Source organism: Caulobacter sp. UNC358MFTsu5.1, from assembly GCF_000712075.1.
GTDB lineage: Bacteria > Pseudomonadota > Alphaproteobacteria > Caulobacterales > Caulobacteraceae > Caulobacter.
This window is the reverse complement of the sequence record NZ_JONW01000005.1, coordinates 539,883-558,654: the sequence shown is the minus strand read 5'-3', so window position 1 is coordinate 558,654 and position 18,772 is coordinate 539,883. Positions and strand designations below refer to the sequence as shown.

General features: G+C 69.7%; 12 protein-coding genes. 7 read left to right on the top strand and 5 right to left on the bottom strand.

Annotation, left to right across the window (positions count from 1 at the left end):
* Positions 1–30 precede the first annotated feature (30 nt).
* On the top strand, positions 31–891 hold the full coding sequence (locus tag BR39_RS0104500) for a protein-glutamate O-methyltransferase CheR (protein WP_029908144.1): 861 nt from the start codon (positions 31–33) through the stop codon (positions 889–891).
* A 5-nt stretch (positions 892–896) separates the two neighbouring features.
* Positions 897–2,000 carry a chemotaxis response regulator protein-glutamate methylesterase gene (locus tag BR39_RS0104495; protein ID WP_197026640.1) on the top strand — a complete coding sequence of 368 codons (1,104 nt, stop codon included), beginning with the start codon at positions 897–899 and terminating at the stop codon, positions 1,998–2,000.
* Positions 2,001–2,034: 34 nt separating this feature from the next.
* On the opposite strand, the gene BR39_RS0104490 is transcribed toward BR39_RS0104495, so the two are convergent.
* On the bottom strand, positions 2,035–3,825 hold the full coding sequence (locus BR39_RS0104490; protein ID WP_029908140.1) for a hypothetical protein: 1,791 nt from the start codon (positions 3,823–3,825) through the stop codon (positions 2,035–2,037).
* A gap of 95 nt (positions 3,826–3,920) precedes the next feature.
* A complete protein-coding gene (locus BR39_RS0104485; protein WP_051695176.1) occupies positions 3,921–5,858 on the bottom strand; it encodes an ATP-binding protein in 1,938 nt (645 codons plus the stop codon).
* Between the two features lie 270 nt (positions 5,859–6,128).
* Here BR39_RS0104485 and BR39_RS0104480 point away from each other — a divergent pair, with 270 nt between their 5' ends.
* The 4 genes from BR39_RS0104480 to BR39_RS0104465 all read left to right on the top strand — a co-directional run bounded on the left by BR39_RS0104480 (position 6,129) and on the right by BR39_RS0104465 (position 11,810).
* On the top strand, positions 6,129–8,390 hold the full coding sequence (locus BR39_RS0104480; RefSeq protein WP_029908136.1) for a TonB-dependent receptor: 2,262 nt from the start codon (positions 6,129–6,131) through the stop codon (positions 8,388–8,390).
* A gap of 145 nt (positions 8,391–8,535) precedes the next feature.
* Positions 8,536–9,252 (top strand): TetR/AcrR family transcriptional regulator, encoded by a 717-nt coding sequence (locus BR39_RS0104475; protein ID WP_035018157.1) that lies wholly within the window; start codon positions 8,536–8,538, stop codon positions 9,250–9,252.
* 28 nt (positions 9,253–9,280) lie between these two features.
* A complete protein-coding gene (locus tag BR39_RS0104470) occupies positions 9,281–10,075 on the top strand; it encodes an SDR family oxidoreductase (protein ID WP_029908132.1) in 795 nt (264 codons plus the stop codon).
* Positions 10,076–10,085: 10 nt separating this feature from the next.
* On the top strand, positions 10,086–11,810 hold the full coding sequence (locus BR39_RS0104465) for an acyl-CoA dehydrogenase (RefSeq protein ID WP_029908130.1): 1,725 nt from the start codon (positions 10,086–10,088) through the stop codon (positions 11,808–11,810).
* Positions 11,811–11,994: 184 nt separating this feature from the next.
* Here the strand turns inward: BR39_RS0104465 and BR39_RS0104460 are convergent, their stop codons facing one another.
* Both BR39_RS0104460 and BR39_RS0104455 read right to left on the bottom strand, forming a co-directional pair.
* Complete coding sequence (locus BR39_RS0104460; protein WP_029908128.1) at positions 11,995–13,329, bottom strand: glycoside hydrolase family 1 protein; 1,335 nt, start codon at positions 13,327–13,329, stop codon at positions 11,995–11,997.
* Positions 13,330–13,416: 87 nt separating this feature from the next.
* A complete protein-coding gene (locus BR39_RS0104455) occupies positions 13,417–16,464 on the bottom strand; it encodes a TonB-dependent receptor domain-containing protein (protein WP_029908126.1) in 3,048 nt (1,015 codons plus the stop codon).
* Between the two features lie 201 nt (positions 16,465–16,665).
* Between BR39_RS0104455 and BR39_RS0104450 the strand changes: the two genes are divergently transcribed.
* Positions 16,666–17,343, top strand: coding sequence for a TetR/AcrR family transcriptional regulator (locus BR39_RS0104450; RefSeq protein WP_029908124.1), 678 nt, complete (start codon positions 16,666–16,668; stop codon positions 17,341–17,343).
* Between the two features lie 13 nt (positions 17,344–17,356).
* Here BR39_RS0104450 and BR39_RS0104445 read toward each other — a convergent pair whose 3' ends face one another.
* Positions 17,357–18,688 (bottom strand): MFS transporter, encoded by a 1,332-nt coding sequence (locus tag BR39_RS0104445; protein WP_051695174.1) that lies wholly within the window; start codon positions 18,686–18,688, stop codon positions 17,357–17,359.
* Positions 18,689–18,772: the final 84 nt, after the last annotated feature.

Genomic DNA, 18,772 nt, shown 5'->3' with positions numbered 1-18,772 from the left:
GCGCGACAGACGCCGCGAACGGAGACGCCCGTGTCGAGACAATCCGCCGCCGTGCAGCAGGCCCCAGAACCCGAGCAGCTCACCGCTCGGAATTTCAATCGCCTGGCGACGTTCATCCACGACTACAGCGGCATCAAGATGCCGTCCAACAAGCGCACCATGCTGGAAGGCCGCCTGCGCCGCCGGATGCGGGCGACGCGGATCGCCGACGTCAACGCCTACTGCCGCTACCTGTTCGAGGAGAACGGGATGGAGGCCGAGGTCATCCACCTGATCGACGCGGTGACCACCAACAAGACCGAGTTCTTCCGCGAGCCGGCCCACTTCGACTTCCTGGTCGCCAAGGGGCTGCCGGCCCTGGCCGGGAAGGGCAAGCGCGAGATCAAGGTCTGGAGCGCCGCCTGCTCGACCGGCGCCGAGCCCTACACCATCGCCATGATCCTGGACGAGTTCTGCGAGAAGCAGCGCGGGCTCGACTATTCGGTCCTGTGCACCGACATCTGCACCGAGGTGCTGGACCAGGCGATCGCCGGCCGCTTCTCGGAGGCCATGATCGAGCCGGTCTCGATCGCCCGCCGCCAGCGCTACGTGATGCGGTCGCGCGACGCCTCGCGCAACGAGATGCGGATCAAGCCGCAGCTGCGATCCAAGCTGGCCTTCGGCCGCCTGAACCTGATGGACGACGCCTATCCGATCGAGACCGGCCTCGACATCATCTTCTGCCGCAACATCCTGATCTATTTCGACAAGGCCACCCAGGCCAAGGTGCTGACCCGCCTGTGCAACCATTTGGCGCCTGGCGGGTATCTGTTCCTGGGTCACTCGGAGTCGATCGTCGGCATCGACCTGCCCGTCGTCCAGATCGCCAACACGGTCTTCCAGAAGCGATAAAAACGATGTCCGTGGTCCGCAAGATCCGTGTCCTGATCATCGACGACTCGGCCACGGTCCGTCAGACCCTGGCGTCGATCCTCGAGGCCGATCCGCAGATCGAGGTGCTGGGCGTGGCCTCCGACCCGTTCGTGGCCGCCCGGCGCATCGCCGAGGAGATCCCCGACGTCATCACCCTGGACGTCGAGATGCCGCGCATGGATGGCATCACCTTCCTGCGCAAGCTGATGGCCCAGAAGCCGATCCCGGTGGTGATGTGCTCGTCCCTGACCGAGGCGGGGTCGGAGACCCTGCTGCAGGCGCTGGAGGCGGGGGCCGTCGACATCATCCTGAAGCCGAAGATGGGCGTGGCCGACGCCCTGCTGGAGTCCAAGATCCGCATCTGCGACGCGGTCAAGGCCGCCGCCGGCGCCAAGCTGGCCGGGTCCAAGCGGCCGGTCCCGCAGTTCACCCGGCCCCACCACCACGAGCCGGAGAAGAAGCTGACGGCCGACGCCATGCTGCCGCCTCCGGTCGCCACACGGGCCATGGCCCGCACCACCGAGAGCGTGGTCTGCGTCGGCGCCTCGACCGGCGGCACCGAGGCGCTTCGCGTGCTGCTGGAGGCCCTGCCGCCGGACTCGCCCGGCATGGTCATCGTCCAGCACATGCCCGAGAAGTTCACCGCCTCGTTCGCCAAGCGGCTGGACAGCCTGTGCGCGGTCGAGGTCAAGGAGGCCGAGGACGGCGACACCGTGCGGCGCGGCCGGGTGCTGATCGCCCCCGGCAACAAGCACACCCTGCTCGAGCGCAGCGGCGCCCGCTACTACGTCTCGGTCAAGGACGGCCCGCTGGTCTCGCGCCACCGGCCGTCCGTGGACGTCCTGTTCCGCTCGGCCACCCGCTCGGCGGGCTCGAACGCGGTGGGCGTGATCATGACGGGCATGGGCGACGACGGCGCGCGCGGCATGTCCGAGATGAAACAGGCCGGCGCCTACACCCTGGCCCAGGACGAAGCCACCTCGGTGGTGTTCGGCATGCCCAAGGAAGCCATCGCCCTGGGTTGCGTGGACCGCGTGGTCCCGCTGCAGGGCCTGGCGGGCGAAGTGCTGCGGGCGGCGCACCGGTAGAAGTCACCCTCTCCCTCTGGGAGAGGGGGCAAGGTCAGAACAGGACGTCGTCCTCGTCGTCGGCCGGGGCCGCGACCGCGACCTCGGTCGCCGCTTCCATGGCGGCCAACCCCTCGGTCATCGCCCGGTGGACCTCGCGTTCCTGGGCCATGGTGTACTGCTTGGCCAGCCTGGCCAGCAGCGGGTGCAGGGCCGGGGCGATGTCGTCGGTGGGGATCTCGGCGTCGCCGGCCATGTCCAGCAGCTGGTTGGCGGCGGTGTCCAGCACCGAGCCGATCTGCTTGTGCAGGTCGCTGCGCTGGGCGGCGCGGCGCAGCAGGTCGACGACGTCGGCGCCCTGGCGGGCCACGGCGTCCAGCGCGGTGTCGACCCCGTCGCCGGCCTTGCCGATCCGGGCCACGGCGCCGCTCAGCACCGAGGCGGCGGCCGCGGCCTTGCCGTCGTCGCCCGAGCGTCCGGCCTCGCTGCGGCCCAGGGCCTCGGCGGCGTCGAACAGGCCTTCCAGCGAGCTGGTGGTCTGGGCGGCCGACTTCTCCAGGTGGATGGCGTGGGCGCGCAGCTCGACGGCGATGACGCCCAGCGGCTTGCCGGTCTCGCCGATGCGGGCGCATTTCAGCGTGGTGTTCAGCGCCATCATCTGCACGTCGGCGCGGATGTTCTGGATGCCGGCGATGCGCTCGGTCAGTTCGCGGGCCGAGACGGCGGCCGAGCGGCTGACCTCTTCGGCCGCCTGCTCGCCGGCGGTCATGTCGCCCACCAGCCCCAGGGCCTGTCCGACATTGCCTTCCAGGTTGCGCAGGAAGTTGGTCTCGGCGCCCCCCATCTGATCCGAGCCCTGGCCCGAGGCCAGGTCGCGCAGGCGCAGCAGCTCCACCGCGTCGGCGGCCATGCCGACCACGCTCTGGTTGATGCGGGCGACCTCGCGCTCGAAGTCCTCGGTCATCGCGCTGAGCTGGGCGCCCAGCAGACGGTGCACGAAGGCGTGGGCGCGGGCGCGCGGCTCGGCGTCCAGGGCCGAGATCTCGGCGGTCTCGTCCAGGTACTTGAGGCCGGCCTGGACGTGCTCGATCCGCTGGCGGGTGATGTCGCCGATCTGCAGGGCGGCCAGGCCGCCGCCGACCTTCTTCTGGACGTCGCGGGCCAGGGTCGCGACGCTGACGGCGACGCTGGCGATGCGGGCGTGGTGGTCGGCGATGGCGGCGGCGCTGGCCGTGAGGGCGTCGGGCACGGCCGGCAGCAGCTCGGCGCAGTGGCGGGCCAGGTCCTGCTCGTGGGCCAGGGCGCCGCGCAGGGTGTGGTCCAGCCCCATCAGGTCGGTGTTCAGCGCGTCCAGCTGGGCGCCGCCCATCTCGATGCAGTCGTAGATCTCCTGGGCGAAGATCGCGAATTCCGGACCGGCCGCGGCGATGCCGCCCGAGGTGATCTTGATGTTGATCGCGAAGACCCGGAGGTAGGCCAGGTGCTGGCGCATCTCGGCGATCCGGCCGGCCAGGCCATCGCTGAACTTGACCAGCTCGCCGACCCGGTCGCGGCGGGCGCTGAGATTGTCGGGCAGGGACTTCAGGGTCTGGGCCGCCTGGGCCAGTTCGCCGGTGGTCGTCGTCACCGTCTCGGCGTCGAGATTGGCGCGGATCGCGTCCAGGCCGGCGATCAGCGAGCCGACGCCCTCGACCGCCCGCGACAATACGTCGCCGGCCTCGAGGAAGCGGGTTTCCACCACCTGGCGGGCGGACTCGAGCCGCGCGCCGATCTGCGCGCCGCCGGGGGCGGGCGAGGTGGCCTGGAAAGGCGTTGCGAAAGCCGCGGAGGAAGAGGCCAAGCCCATGAAATCGCCGGATGATTTACACTGTCCCGACTATGCGCCGGGATTAGCGAAGGTCGGGTAAAGATCGGGCGCTTTTTCCGGCCCGGCGGCGAGGATCAGGCGGTTTCCGCGACCGGTTCCGGCGCGGCCTGGACCGCCTCTAAGGCCTGGCCGATGGCGGCGAACAGCATGGCGCTGGTGATCGGCTTTTCCAGGTGCAGGTCGGCGCCCGCCGCGCGGCTGGCGGCCATGTGCTCGGGACGGGCGTTGGCCGTCAGCATGATGATCGGGGTGCGGGCCGCGCCGGTCGCCGCCTCGCGCGCCCGGATCGCCCGGACCGCGTCCAGCCCGTCCATGACCGGCATCTGCATGTCCATCAGGATCAGGTCCGGCGTCACGGTGGCGCAGACCTCGACGGCCTCGGCGCCGTTCTCGGCGGTGTAGATCTCAGCCACCTCGGCCAGGATCAACTCGACGATCTTGCGGTTGGTCGGATGGTCGTCGGCCACCAGGATGCGGGGCATGTCCAGCGGTTCGAGGTCGGCCTCGGCGGTCGCCTCGACGACCGGCTCGTGATGGGCGGCCAGGGGCAGGGTGAACCAGAAGGTCGAGCCCTGGCCCGGCGCGCTGTCGCACTCCAGGGCGCCGCCCATCAGCTCGACCAGCTCGCGCGAGATCGCCAGGCCCAGCCCGGCGCCGCCGAACCGGCGGGTGAACGAGGTGTCGGCCTGCTGGAAGCGGTCGAAGATGCGCGCCTTCTGGGCGGCGTCGAAACCGATCCCGGTGTCGGACACCGAGAACCGCGCGCGGCCGCCTGAACCGAGGGGGGCGTCGACGTCCGCGACCAGGGTGACCCGGCCCGCGTCGGTGAACTTCACGGCGTTGCTGAGCAGGTTGGTCAGCACCTGGCGCAGGCGGTTGCTGTCGCCGACCACCGTCAGGTCGGCCTCGGCGGCGACCTCGACCGCCAGGACCACGCCCTTCTCCTCGGCCCGCAGGGCGCAGAGCGCGCCAACCGAGCGCGCCAGGTCGCCCAGGTGGAAGGGGCCGTTCTCGACCGTCACCTGGCCCGCCTCGATGCGCACCAGGTCGAGGATGTCGGACAGCAGGCGCTCCAGCCCGCGCCCGGACTTGAGGATGATGTCGACCAGTTCGCGGGCCCGCGGGTCCAGCGCGCCCTTGGCCAGCAGGTCGGCGCCGGCGACGATGCCGTTCAGCGGGGTGCGGATCTCGTGGCTCATATTGGCCAGGAAGGCGGTCTTGGCCTGGCTGGCCTGCTCGGCCTGGTCCAGGGCGGCGCGCAGCGAGGCGGCGGCCGACCGGCGGGCGGTGACGTCCTCGGCCAGGGTGATCAGGTGGCGCGCCCCGACGTCGTCGTAGGTGGCCAGGGTCTTGGTAGTGAAGTAGCGCGGGGCGCCGTCGGCGGTCTCGCCGAAGACCTCCTCGGACAGCTGCATCTCGCCGGACGCCAGGACCTTGGCCTCGATCTCGGCGGCGTGGGTCGCGATCGCGGGCGGCAGGACCTCGGACCCCCGCTTGCCCACCGCCTCGTCGGCGACCACGCCCAAGGCGTCCTCGGCCGCGCGGTTGATCAGGACGTAGCGGCCGTCCTCGACGTTCTTGACCGTCAGGGGCGAGGGCAGCAGCTGGATGACCGTGCGCAGGAAGCCCTGGGTCTCGACGGTCTGGGTGACGTCGCGGGCCGTCGCCAGCAGGCGGACCACCTGGCCCTCCGGACCGAGGATCGGCGAGATGGTGGTGTCGCAATAGGTCCGGGCGTGCTGGGCCTCGCCCAGGAAGGCGCGGAAGCGGGCGACCTGTCCGGCCGCCGCGACGTTGAACGACCGGTCCAGCGAGAAGCGGCTCTCCTCGGGCCAGATCGTCCGCCAGGCGGCGGAGGAGGGGCCGGGGTCGGCGGGGAACATGGCCTGGGCGCGACGGTTGGCGTGCTCGATCGAACCGTCCAGGCGCAGGATCCAGGCGCAGTCCTGGCTGGCGTCCAGCACGTCGAGGGCGCCGTAGCCGCTCTGATCGCTGGGGGTTTCGCCGTGCACGTCTCGCGGTCCCTTTGGATGAACTCCGGTCGCGATTTCCCCGAGGGGCGGCCAGGAGCGCCATAAGGCCATGCTTGGCTGAAAAGACTCTTAAGCGCCGGGAATCCGCGGCCAGGCGGGCTTCGCCCGACGCGCGGAGGGCGGCGCGCGACCTATAATATTGACTTACTCGTTAGTCAGTATTGACTCCGGCGAAGCTGCGATGCGATGGTCACGTCGTTCGTCGAACAGCGTCACCAAGGGCGCGGCGGCGACAGGGGAGGGATATCAATGAGTCGTTTTGCCTATACGGCGTCGCTGATCGCCTTGATGGCGGCCGCCACGCCCGCGATCGCGCAGACCACCACCGGGGCGCCGCGCGAGACCGCCGCCGTCAGCACCGTCGAGGAGGTCGTGGTCACCGCGACCCGTCGGAAGGAACGTCTGCAGGACGTGCCGCTCAGCATCACCGCCTTCTCGCAGGCCGAACTGACCCAGAAGGGCGTGGTCGGCTTCGAGGGCATCGCGCGCGAAACGCCCGGCGTGGTCCTCAACCAGGCCAGCAACAACAACGCCCGCTTCACCGTCCGCGGCATCTCCACCAACGGCTGGGGCGCGGGCCTGCAGACCACCACCACCGTCTATCTGGACGAGCTGCCGCTCACCACGATCGGCAACACCGTGACGCTGGACCCGGCCATGTACGACGTCGAGCGCGTCGAGTTCCTGCGCGGCCCGCAGGGCACGCTGTTCGGCTCGGGTTCGCTGTCGGGCGCGCTGCGCGTCCTGACCAAGAGCCCGGACACGACGGGCTACGCGGCCTCGGTCCAGGCCGACCTCGGCTACACGCCGGACGGCGACGGCGTCCGCCAGCGCTACAACGCCATGGTCAACCTGCCGCTGGTCAAGGACCAGCTGGCCCTGCGCATGGTCGGCTTCTACCGTGACGAAGACGGCTACATCGACAACCTCGGCACCGGCGTGAAGAACGCCAACGCCCTGAAGGACGTCGGCGGCCGCGCGGTGCTGCTGTGGAAGCCGAACGACCGGCTCAGCGTCAAGCTGCTGGCCTCCTACGAGGACAGCGACCCCAAGGACGCGGCGATGACCACGCCGTCGCTGGGCGACCGCAAGCGCTACAGCACGATCCCGGACCAGTACACGACCAAGACCCAGGTCTATAACGGCACGCTGGAGTACCAGTTCGACGGCGCCCGCCTGACCAGCTCGTCGACCTATTCGATCGGCAAGGGCCTGTTCAACGTCGACCTGGCCGGCACCTTCAATCTGGCCATCCCGTTCTATCTCTACGACAGCTACACCTCGAAGGCCTTCGTCCAGGAGACGCGGCTGGCCTCCGACACCGGCGGCAAGTTCGACTGGGTGGCCGGCGGCTTCTACCTGCACCGCGACACCGACCTGGTCGGCGAGGACCGCTCCAGCGCGGCCTACCTGGCCAGCCACCACATCACGGGCCTGCCGGGCACGACCTTCGCCAAGTTCGGCAGCGACACGCGCACCTACGAACTGGCCGGCTTCGGCGAGCTGACCTACCACCTGACCGACAAGCTGCAGGCCACCGGCGGCGTGCGCTACGGCAAGTACGGCGGCGAGGTCGACGTCTATCCGGGCTTCAACACCGCCTACTTCACCTACGCCCTGTTCGGCATCTCCGGACCGCTGGCGGTCGTGCCGACCCCGGCGTCCTACGCCAAGTACCCGTCGGCGAAGAAGGCGTCGTGGAAGGCCAGCCTGACCTACAAGCCGTCGCACGACCTGACGACCTACGCCACGGTGTCCACGGGCTACCGCACGCCGGTCTACAATTCGCGGGCCGGCAGCGTCAGCACGGTCGATCCGACCGACCTGGTCATCCCGGCCGGGGCGGGGTCCGACAACCTGATCAACTACGAGATCGGGGCCAAGGGCCGCTGGCTGGACGGCCGGCTGACCGCCAACCTGGCCGCCTACTACATCGACTGGAAGAACATCCAGGTCCAGGCCAACCGCCAGTCGGACTCGGTCCAGTTCGCGACCAATGTCGGCCGCGCCGCCAGCCGGGGCATCGAGGCCGAGACCGCCTTCTCGCCGGCCGAGGGCTGGGTGCTCGGCGTGAACGGGTCGATCAACAAGGCCAACGTCACCGAGCTGACCCAGCAGGAGGCCACCATCTCGGGGGCCGTGGACGGCGCGCGCCTGGCCTCGCCGCGCCTGCAGGGGACGCTTTACGGCACCTACAGCTACAGCCTGGGCGGGACGGCCACCGGCTTCACCAGCGTCCAGATCCAGCACGTCGGCTCGTTCCCGAACGGCTTCCCCAACACGCCGGGCAAGGCCGGGGTCGTCAGCCCGCTGTACGACCACACCGACAGCTACACCTACGCCAACCTCCAGACCGGGATCCGGTACGGCAAGGTCAACGCGATGCTCTACGCCGAGAACATCGGCAACAGCCGCGCGGTGACCTACATCCACCCCGAAGCCTTCGTCTACAGCCGCTACTCGATCGTCCGCCCGCGCACCTTCGGGCTGCGGGTCGGCTACGACTTCTGAGCGGGAACTTGACCACCAGGGCGACCCTCCCTTGCCTGTCTCCCGTCGCCTTCCCGGCGGCGGGAGACGTCTTCTCGGGCATGGCGGAGTCCGTACGGCCGGAGCACGTTGACGCGCCCGCCGCAAAGCCGATACCCGAAGAGCGATGACCAGCACCGATCACGTCGAACCCCAGACCGCGCCCGCACCGGCCCGCGCCCGCAAGCACAAGGCCCGCGTGCGCGAGGAGTCGATCGAGCGCATCCTGGACGCCGCCGAGCAGCTGTTCGCCGAGTTCGGCTATCACGGCGTCACCCTCAAGGACGTGGCCGCGCGGGTGGGGGTCAGCTCGACGCTGATCCACTACCACTTCAACGGCAAGGAAAGCCTGTACGAGGCGGTGTGGGCGCGGCGCGCGCCGATCTCGGCCCGCAACCGCCTGGAGGCGATGCGCCGCTACGCCGACGAGGTGGGCGACAAGGTGACGGTGGAGGGCGCGCTGCACGCCTGGATCGACACCGACCTGAACGTCCAGATCCACGACACCGAGCAGTGGATCGCTTTCGGCAAGATCAGCGCCCAGGCCAACAGCGCCGCCGGCTGGGGCGCCGAGAAGATGACCAAGTACTTCAACCCGGTCGTCCTGGCCCTGATCGACCTGCTCAAGAAGGCCATGCCCGACTGCGACGAGGCGACGATCTTCTGGGGCTACCACTTCGTGTCAGGCGCCATGACCCACAACATGGCCCGCACCGGACGCCTGGACGAGCTGTCGCACGGCCTGTGCTCGTCCGACGACTTCATCTCGATCCGCCGGCACATGGCCCGGTTCATGGCGGCGGGCTTCGAGGCGATCTGCCGGGGCGCGCCGGTCGACGCGTGAGCGTGTCCGGAAGACAAGGAAGCAAGCGATGAGTGAGCGTGGCGCCGGCGTCCTGGCCGGCCTGTTCGACCTGCGCGGGCGGGTGGCGGTCGTCACCGGCGGCTCGCGCGGCCTGGGGCTGCAGATCGCCACAGCCCTGGGCGAGTTCGGGGCCATGGTCGTGCTGGTCGCGCGCAAGCAGGCCGAGCTGGATGCCGCCGTGGCGGAGCTCAACGAACAGGGCCTGGCGGCGGCGGGCTTCGCCGCCGACCTGGGCGCGCCCGACGCGGCCCCGGCCCTGGTCCGGCAGGTGTTCGAGCGCTTCGGCCGGATCGACATCCTGGTCAACAACGCCGGCACGGTCTGGGGCGCGCCGGCCGAGGACTATCCGCCGGAGGGCTGGAACAAGGTCATCGACCTGAACGTGACCGGCCTGTTCCAGCTGACCCAGGCGGTGGCCAAGACGGCCTTCATCCCGCAGGGCAAGGGGGCGGTGGTCAATGTCGCCTCGATCGAGGGGCTGCAGGGCCACCATCCCGACCGGCCGGGCACCATCGCCTACAACACCGCCAAGGGCGCGGTGATCAACATGACCCGGGCCCTGGCCGCCGAATGGGGCCCGCGCAACATCCGCGTCAACGCCCTGGCGCCCGGCTATTTCCCGTCGAAGATGACGGCGGCCACGGTCGAGGCGCATGGTGACGAGATGCTGCGCTGGACGCCGCTGGGCAAGCTAGGCGGGCCCGCCGACCTGATGGGCGCGGCGCTGTTGCTCGCATCCGACGCCGGCGGCCACATCACGGGCCAGACGCTCGTGATCGACGGCGGCGCGACGATCATCTGAGGCCTTCCGCATGACCACTCCGCTGCTCGATCGTCGCGACGTCGATTTCCTGCTCCACGACTGGCTCCAGGCCGGGGTCGACCGCGAGACGGTCGATGCGGTGCTGGACCTGTCCCAGACCCTGGCGACCGACGCCTTCCTGCCGCACTTCAAGCGCAACGACGTCGAGGAGCCGGCGCTGGTGGACGGCCAGGTCCGCATCTGTCCCGCCATCGGCGAGGCCCTGGCCCAGTACGCGGAGCTGGGCCTGTTCTCGGCGGGCTTCCCGGAGGCGCAGGGCGGCCTCGGCCTGCCCTATCTGGTCTGCGCCGCCTCGTTCGCCTTCTTCGCCGCCGCCAACGTCTCGACCGCCGCCTATCCGATGCTGACGGTCGCCAACGCCCGGCTGATCGCCACCTTCGGCTCGCCGGCCCAGGTCGAGGCCTTCGCCCGCCCGCAGATCGAGGGGCGGTGGTTCGGCACCATGTGCCTGTCCGAGCCGCAGGCGGGGTCCAGCCTGGCCGACGTGCGCACCAAGGCGACGCCCGACGGCCAGGACGCCCTGGGCGGGCGCTACCGCCTGGCCGGCAACAAGATGTGGATCTCGGGCGGCGACCAGGACGTCAGCGGCAACATCGTCCACCTGGTGCTGGCCAAGGTCCCGAACGCGGACGGGACCCTGCCCGAGGGGACGGCGGGCATCTCGCTGTTCATCGTACCCAAGGTCCTGCCGGACGGGACCCGCAACGACGTCGCCGTGGCCGGGCTGAACCACAAGATGGGTTATCGCGGCACGGCCAACTGCCTGCTGAACTTCGGCGAGCGGGACGGGGCCGTGGGCTGGATCGTCGGCGCGCCGGGCGAGGGCTTGCGCCAGATGTTCCAGATGATGAACGAGGCCCGGATCGGCGTCGGGGTGGGGGCGGCGGCCCTGGGCTATCGCAGCCACCGCCTGGCGGTCGACTACGCCCGCGAGCGGCTGCAGGGGCGTCCGCCCGGCCGGCGCTCGGGTCCGCCCGTCGCCATCATCGAGCACCCCGACGTGCGCCGGATGCTGCTGCAGCAGAAGGCCTATGTGGAGGGCGCCCTGGCCCTGTGCCTCTACTGCGCCCGCCTGGTCGACACGGCCGAGGGCTCGGAGGCCGACGCCGCCCTGCTGGGCCTGCTGACGCCGGTCGCCAAGACCTGGCCCTCGGAATACGGCCTGGCGGCCAACGACATCGCGATCCAGGTCCACGGCGGCTACGGCTACACGCGCGACTTCGACGTCGAGCAGCTGTGGCGCGACAACCGGCTGAACCCGATCCACGAGGGCACGACGGGCGTCCAGGGCATGGACCTGGTGGGGCGCAAGATCCTGTCGGACGGGGCGGGCCTGCCCGTGCTGGCGGCGAGGATCTCCAGGACGGCCAAGGCCGCCGAAGGGGTTCCCGCCCTGGCGGTCCACGCGCGCGCCCTGTCGGAGGCCTGGCGGTCGGTGGTGGCCACGATCGAGGTGCTGCAGGGCGAGGACCGCCGGTCCGCCCTGGACAACGCCACGGCCTTCCTCTGGGCGTTCGGCCACGTGGTGGTGGCCTGGCAGTGGCTGGACCAGGCGGTCGCCGCCGCCGGCCTGACCGACCGCGATCTGGCCGACGGCAAGGCGTGGGCGTGCCGCTTCTTCTTCGAGTGCGAGCTGCCCAAGGTCGATGCCTGGCTGGCCCTGGTGGCGGCCCGAAGCGACGTGGCGTCCGGGGCGCCGGAGCGGATTTTCTAAGAGACGCTCAGGGGCGCCTTGCCCACCCAAAACCGTTGTCATCCCGGAAGCCCCGCAGGGGCTGTCCGGGACCCAGGGGACTGGGCTGGTGCTTTGCGGTTCACCTGGGTCCCGGACAAGCGCTGCGCGCTTTCCGGGATGACAACAGGAAGGGGAGCGCTCCCCTTCAGATGAACCGCCCCTCTCAGATCAGGTTCGCCCGCGCGATCCGGCCCAGGTGCACGGCGCTGGGCCGGGGTGTGCGCTGGAAGGTCTTGCGGTCCACCGCCACCAGGCCGAACGGCACGCCGTAGCCGGACGTCCATTCGAAATTGTCCAGCAGCGACCAGTAGAGATAGCCGTGGACGGGGATGCCCTCGTCCAGGCATTGGCGCACGCCGTCCAGGGCCTGGTCGATGAAGGCGATCCGGCGGGCGTCGTCGTTGGTGGCGATGCCGTTCTCGGTCACATAGACCGGCTTGCCGATCGTCCGGTGGGCCCAGCGGATCGTGTTGGCCAGGGCCTGCGGATAGAACTCGTAGCCCGACAGGGTCAGCTCGGCGTCCTTGGGCGGCGGCCGCACGCCGTTCTCGTCGACGACGAAGCGGGTGTAGGTCTGCACCCCGAAGAAGTCGGCGTGGGTGCGCGCTGCCTCGACCCAGTCGCCGTACAGCCGGCGCTGATAGACCTCGACCAAGGCGGGATCGGTGGCCGACTGGATGTCCTGGGTGGTCAGGGTCACGCCGACCGGCAGCGACGGCCGCGCCTGCTTGATGGCGTCGTAGGCGCGCTTGTGGGCCTCGATCATGATCGGCGTCACCACCTGGGGATCGGCGTAGGCCAGGCGCGAGAAGCGCGGCGAGTCCGTGGCCTTGGCCGCCGCGGCGATGGCCGCCTTGACGAAGGGGATCGCCGACTGGATGCCCGGCATCAGGTCGACCAGCAGCCGGATATTGGCTTCGTTGAAGGTGGTGACCTTGTCCATCAGCGGACCCAGGCGCTCGACCACCTTCTTGCAGTAGCGGGCGAAGAGCTCGGGCGCGTCGGCGACCTCGAAGCCCCCGCGCTGGGCGAACCACAGGGGCGTGGTGAAATGGTTCAGGGTCACCATGGGCTTGAGGCCGCGCGCGCGGCAGGCCTCCAGCATGCGGGCGTAGTGGTCCAGCTCGGCCTCGGAGAAATGGCCCTCGCTGGGCTCGATCCGCGCCCACTCCACGCCCATGCGGTAGCAGTTCAGGCCCAGGCCGCCGGCGATGGCGAAGTCCTCGGCGTAGCGGTGATAGCTGTCGCAGGCGTCGCCCGAGCGTTCCTTGAACATGCTGGGCTGGATGTTCTCCATCAGCCAGGCGTCGCTGTTGGTGTTGCCGCCTTCGCTTTGATAGGCCGAGATCGCCGTGCCCCACAGGAAGCCCGGAGGCGCCGGGCGCTTGGTCTTGGCGGCCGCGTCGGCGGCGGCCGGCGCCAGGGTCGGGGCGAGGGCCAGGGCCGCGCCGGCCAGGATGTCCCGGCGTCCGACGCCGGAGGTCTTGTGGGTGCTCATGGTCGTCTCCCCCTGTTTGTTCGGATCGTACGCTGAAAAAGAAAAAGGGGCGGGCGCCGTGACGCCCGCCCCGAGGGAGGAAGGAACTTAGAAGCTCTTCTTGAGGCCGATTTCGAAGGTCCGGCCCAGCGGGTTGCCGGTCCACGGGTCGTAGCCGAACTCTTCCTGGGCGGGCGGGGGATCGCGGTCGAAGATGTTGGCCGCCGTCAGGGTCAGGGCCATGTCGCCGGCCAGCTCCACGCGGTAGGTGAAGTCGGTGGTGATCCAGTTCTCGCCGTCCTCGCCGTACTGCACGCCGGCCCGCTCGTCCTTGACGGCCGAGACGAAGTTGACGCCCAGGCGGAAGTTCTGGCGGCCCAGGCCGTAGTTGACGCCGAGGTTGGCGCGCCACTTCGGGGCGGCCTGGGCGAAGGTGGCGAAGTTCAGCGTGCCCAGCCGGTCGTCGCCGGTCGAGATCGTCACGCCGTCCAGGGTGGTGGCCCCGGTCCGCAGCTCGGTCACCCGGGTGGCGGTCAGGTTGACGTCCAGATCGCCCGGGCCGACCGGCAGGCCGTAGTTGGCCTGGATGTCGAAGCCCTTGGTGGTCTGGCCCGGCCCGTTGCCGTAGCGGGTGGACACCGCCGAGAAGGTCCCGACGCCGCTCATCCCGACCACGCAACCGGCGTTGAAGGTGATGCGCGCCAGCAGCGGTTGCTTGGCCGGATCGCAGGTGGTGATCGTGCCGCCCGCGCCGTTGAACACCAGGCTGGCGATCTGGTTCGGGTCGGCGACCTGGCCGATCTGGTCCTTCGTCTTGATGTCGAAATAGTCGACGATCAGGCGGAACTTGTGGTCGTCGGCGAAGCCGCGGCTCTGCCAGATCGCGCCGAGGTTCGAGGTCTTGGCGGTCTCGGGCTTGAGGTCGGCGTCGGTGATGAACTGGGCGGCCAGCCAGTTGCTGGCGGCGACCGTGTAGGTCCGCGCGGCCACCGTGATGGCGCCCGGCGTCACGCCCAGCGGCGGGGTCTGGTAGTTGGTGCCGTACGAACCGCGCAGGGTCAGGGGACCCCAGACGTTCCACTTGCCTGACACCTTGTAGACCGTCGCGCCCAGGTCGTTGGAGAACTTCTCCTTGCGGGCGGCCAGCTGGATGTCGACGTTCGAGAACAGCGGCACCTGCAGCTCGCCGAACAGCGAGTACTGGCTCTGCTCGGCCTGCGACGGCAGGGTCGGGGCGAACAGGACGAACGGGCCCGGCGCGTCGGGCGTGCAGCCGCGGAAGTTCGGGTCGGTGGTCGGCGTCGGCGTGGGGCTGAGATTGCCCGAGCCCGCGCCGTTGGCGCTGGTGGTGTTGGTCGGCCACTCGCACTGGACCGAGCCGTTGTTGAAGGCGCTGGGCACGTTCACGCGGTTGGCCAGCGACCGGTACTGGGCGCCGAGGGCCCAGCCGATCTCGCCGCCGGGCAGCTTCAGGCCCGACTGGCCGTTGAACACCAGGTCGGCCGTGAAGTTGTGGCTGAGCGTCTCGACGGCGCGCGGATCGAACATCCACAGGGCCAGGTCCTTGGGGTTCTCGTCGCCGGCGACGTAGTTGGGGTTGGAGAGCCCCAGGACCGGCTGGCCCTTGAACGAGCTGGAGAAGGGGTTCCAGTACAGGCAGCCGTTCTTGCCGGCGGCGGCCGCGTTCTGGGTGCCGAAGCGGGCCGGGTCCAGGTCGGTGGCGTGGCAGTTGGGGCCGCCGAAGCCGTTCAGGGCTTCCTGCAGGCGGAAGCCGATGGTGTCGGCGTGGGTGTTGTAGTTGTAGGCGTCGTTATAGGTCAGGGCGAAGTCGTAGCCGACCTTCTTGGCGAACGGGGCCAGGTCGCCCAGGTCGCCGTTGATCCCGCCCGAGATGCGCCAGACCTTGTTGTCGATGCGGTCGGCCACGCCGAAGCCGTCGCCGCCCGAATAGTACGGATTGCCGCCGTGGCCGAAGAGGCGATAGGTCACCGGCGTGAAGCCCTGGGCGCCGACGATGCCGTTCCGGGCGGCGAATTCGGCCGCGAACGGGTTGCTGATCGGCACGTAAAACTGGTTGACGGCGCCCGTCGCCAGGGCCGGGCCGCGCGACACCGGCTGGGCCGGCGATCCCATCACCTGGGGCAGGGTCACCCGGCCGTACGACGCGTCCATGTGGAACTTCATCGAGTCGCTGATGTCGGCCTTCAGCTGGGCGTAGAGCCGATAGGTGTCCTGGTTCTCCACCAGCCGGTAGTAGGGGATGTAGTTGTAGGCGCAGGTGAAGTTGTTGTCGTAGCGGCCGCCGACCGCCGCGCAGCTGGCGGCGGTGAAGTCCGAGACGATGCCGCCCACGGCCGGGCCCCATTCGCCGGTGTCGGTGGCGCTGGGAACGGCCGGCAGGGCGCCGCGCGGAATCCAGCCGGTCAGGTTGGTCAGGGTGGACCACGGCGCGGGATTGTAGCCAGGCCCCGGCTTCAGCGAGGCCTTGGTGAACTCGCGCTCCATGGTGTTCAGGCGCGAGCGGTGCTCGTACTCGGCCGAGACCAGCAGGTTGACCTTGTCCTCGCCGATGCCGCCCATCACGCCGACCGAATAGTCGCCTTTGGAGCCGTCGATGTACTTGTACTGGCCTTGCGCCTCGAGGCCGACGAAGCGGTCGCGGGTGATGAAGTTGACGACGCCGCCGGTGGCGTCGGCGCCGTAGATCACGGCGGCGCCGTCCTTGAGAATCTCGGTGCGCGCCAGGGCGATCGACGGCATGTTGGCGGTGTTCTGGTTCATCCGCCGGCCATTCAGCAGGATCAGCGTCTTGTCCGCGCCCAGGCCGCGCAGGTTGTAGTTCACCGAGCCCACCAGGGCGGGGCCGCCGAAATAGTAGGACTCGCCGGTGGTCGGGCCCGAGATGGTCAGGCTCTTGGCGAACTCCAGGGCCGACGGCGAGCCCTGCTTCTCCAGCGCCTGCTGCGAATAGACCTCGACGGGGAGGGCGGCGTCCAGCGCCGAGCCCCGGATGTTGGAGCCGGTGACGACGATTTCCTCGACCTGGGTGGCCTTCTCCGACGAAGGCGGCGCGTCCTGGGACCAGGCCGGCGACGCCAGACCGGAAATCCCGATCAGCAGCGCGAGGCCGGACACGCTCGTAAGCCCGATTTTCATGTGGCGTTCTCCCCTCGGGAATGAGTCTCTCAGACGCTCATTCTCACAAGAGTGAACGTTGCTATATTTGTTGCAGCGGTGTCAATCGGGGATCATTTGAAGAAATGGTCGTAGATCGACGGCGAGGCGTTGCCGTTATGGGAACATTGACACGAGCGCGTCCGGCCCCGACTAGGCGGGGGCTGGGACCAGGAGGACGGGTTGGCGGGAGCGACGGCTGAGGAGATCAAGGCGGGGCGGCGCACCAAGGCCGAGCAACGCGCCCAGAGCCTGGAGCAGATCCTGGACGCGGCCGAGTACCTGTTCTCGCGCAACGGCCTCTACGGCGTGACCCTGCGCGACGTGGCCCAGCGGGTGGGCATCCACACGACGCTGCTGAACTACTACTTCAAGGACAAGGTGAACCTGTTCGAGGCGGTGTTCGCGCGCCGCGCCGGGGTGACGTCCGGGCGGCGGATGGTGGCCCTGGAGGAGTACGAGCGGGCGGCGGGCGACCAGCCCACGGTCGAAGGCGCGCTGCACGCCTTCCTCGATACGGACCTCGACCTCTATTACGAGGGCGGCGAGCACTGGATGAACTACGCCGCCTTCTGCGCCCGGGTCAGCAACACCCCCGAGGGCGCGGCCCTGATGGACGAGCACTTCGATCCGGTCGTGCTGAAGCTGGTCGGCATCCTCAAGCGGGCCCTGCCCAGCTACGACGAGGAGGAGATCTTCTGGGGCTATCATTTCGTCAGCGGCGCGCTGATGAACACCCTGGCGCGGACGGGCCGGATCGACCGGCTGTCCAGCGGGTGCTGCCATTCCGACGACTTCCCGGCGGTCAAGAAGCGCATCGCCCGGTTCATGGCGGCGGGCTTCATCGCCCTGAAGGCGTGAAGCCCGCGCACCGTCAGGCCGCCCCCACGGCCCCGCCGGCCCGTTCTTCGCGTTCGTTTCGGGCGAAGATGCGGGCCAGCCACAGGAAGAGCGCCACCGCCAGCACGTAGAACGGCACCAGGGTGTAGAGCGCCATCTGCAGCGAGTTGTGCGGATGGCTGGCGCGGAAGAAGTCGCTGGCCGCGCCCACATAGGTCGGGCCAAGGCCCAGGCCGATGAAGTTCATCACCAGCAGCAGCAGGGCGCCGGACATCACCCGCTGCTCGGGCCGCACCTCCTGCTGCACCAGGGTCACGGCCGACGACAGGTAGAAGTAGTTCAGGAAGGTCGGGCCGCACAGGAAGGCCAGGGCCAGGGGCCAGGTCGGGGCCCAGACGAAGCCGATATAGAAGGGGATGGCCAGGGTCAGCGAGATGACCGGCGCCATGGCGTAGGCGACCTTGGACTTCTGGGTGAAGCGGTCGATCACCCGGCCGGAGACGAAGATCCCGGCGCTCATGCCGATCCCCACCACCAGGGCGTACCACAGCGCCACGTCGTGCAGGGCCATGCCCTTCTCGCGCATCAGGAACAGGGTGGTGAAGTTGCCCAGGCCGTAGGTGACGAACTGGGTCGCCCCGCTGCCCAGGGCGGCCAGCACCAGGGTCGGGCGCGAGAAGAACATCTTCAGCGTCGACCAGAAGCCGGCCTTCACGGGAGCCGCGCCGGCCGCGCCGTCCAGACCGCCGCGCGGCGGCTCCTTGACGACGAACGGCAGGATGGCCGCCGTCACGACGCCGATCACGCCCAGCACGATGAAGGCGTGGCGCCAGTCGAAGGCCGCCGCGATCGCCGCGCCGAAGGCGATGCCCAGCGCCGCCCCGATCGGCGGGCCCAGATTGTAGATGCCCAGCGCCGTGCCGCGCCGGCCCGGCGGGAAGTAGTCGGAGATGATGGCGTAGGAGGGCGGCACGCCGCCGGCCTCGCCGAAGCCGACCGTCATCCGCGACACGGCGAACTGCGCGTAGTTGGCCGAGAACCCGCAGGCCGCCGTCGCCGCGCTCCAGATGCCGCAGGCCAGGGACAGCACCGCCACGCGGTTGGTGCGGTCGGCCAGCCAGCCCACCGGGATGGCGATGAAGCAGTAGAACATCGCGAAATAGAGGCCGCCGATCAGGCCCAGCTGGCCGTCGGTGACGTGCAGGCTGTCCTGGATCGGCTTGGCCAGGATCGACATCAGCTGCCGGTCCAGGAAGTTCAGCACATAGACGAACCACAGAACGGCCAGGACGATCCAGGCGCGGCCGCCGACGGCGGTCGGGCGCGCGGGCTCGTCGATCTGGCGGGGGGAGGGCGAAACGCTCATCGGCCGACCGCCGGGCGTCGTCGGCCCACCTGGACCTGGGGCGCGCGGACGGGGCCGCCACGCGTTGCACGGGTGATCTTCAAA

What these genes read in the sequence shown, in the direction of transcription:
- BR39_RS0104490 (WP_029908140.1), bottom strand. Translation starts at nt 3,825, where the DNA reads ATGGGCTTGGCCTCTTCCTCCGCGGCTTTCGCAACGCCTTTCCAGGCC.
- BR39_RS0104475 (WP_035018157.1), top strand. Translation starts at nt 8,536, where the DNA reads ATGACCAGCACCGATCACGTCGAACCCCAGACCGCGCCCGCACCGGCC.
- BR39_RS0104480 (WP_029908136.1), top strand. Translation starts at nt 6,129, where the DNA reads ATGAGTCGTTTTGCCTATACGGCGTCGCTGATCGCCTTGATGGCGGCC.
- BR39_RS0104470 (WP_029908132.1), top strand. Translation starts at nt 9,281, where the DNA reads ATGAGTGAGCGTGGCGCCGGCGTCCTGGCCGGCCTGTTCGACCTGCGC.
- BR39_RS0104495 (WP_197026640.1), top strand. Translation starts at nt 897, where the DNA reads ATGTCCGTGGTCCGCAAGATCCGTGTCCTGATCATCGACGACTCGGCC.
- BR39_RS0104445 (WP_051695174.1), bottom strand. Translation starts at nt 18,688, where the DNA reads ATGAGCGTTTCGCCCTCCCCCCGCCAGATCGACGAGCCCGCGCGCCCG.
- BR39_RS0104460 (WP_029908128.1), bottom strand. Translation starts at nt 13,329, where the DNA reads ATGAGCACCCACAAGACCTCCGGCGTCGGACGCCGGGACATCCTGGCC.
- BR39_RS0104455 (WP_029908126.1), bottom strand. Translation starts at nt 16,464, where the DNA reads ATGAAAATCGGGCTTACGAGCGTGTCCGGCCTCGCGCTGCTGATCGGG.
- BR39_RS0104465 (WP_029908130.1), top strand. Translation starts at nt 10,086, where the DNA reads ATGACCACTCCGCTGCTCGATCGTCGCGACGTCGATTTCCTGCTCCAC.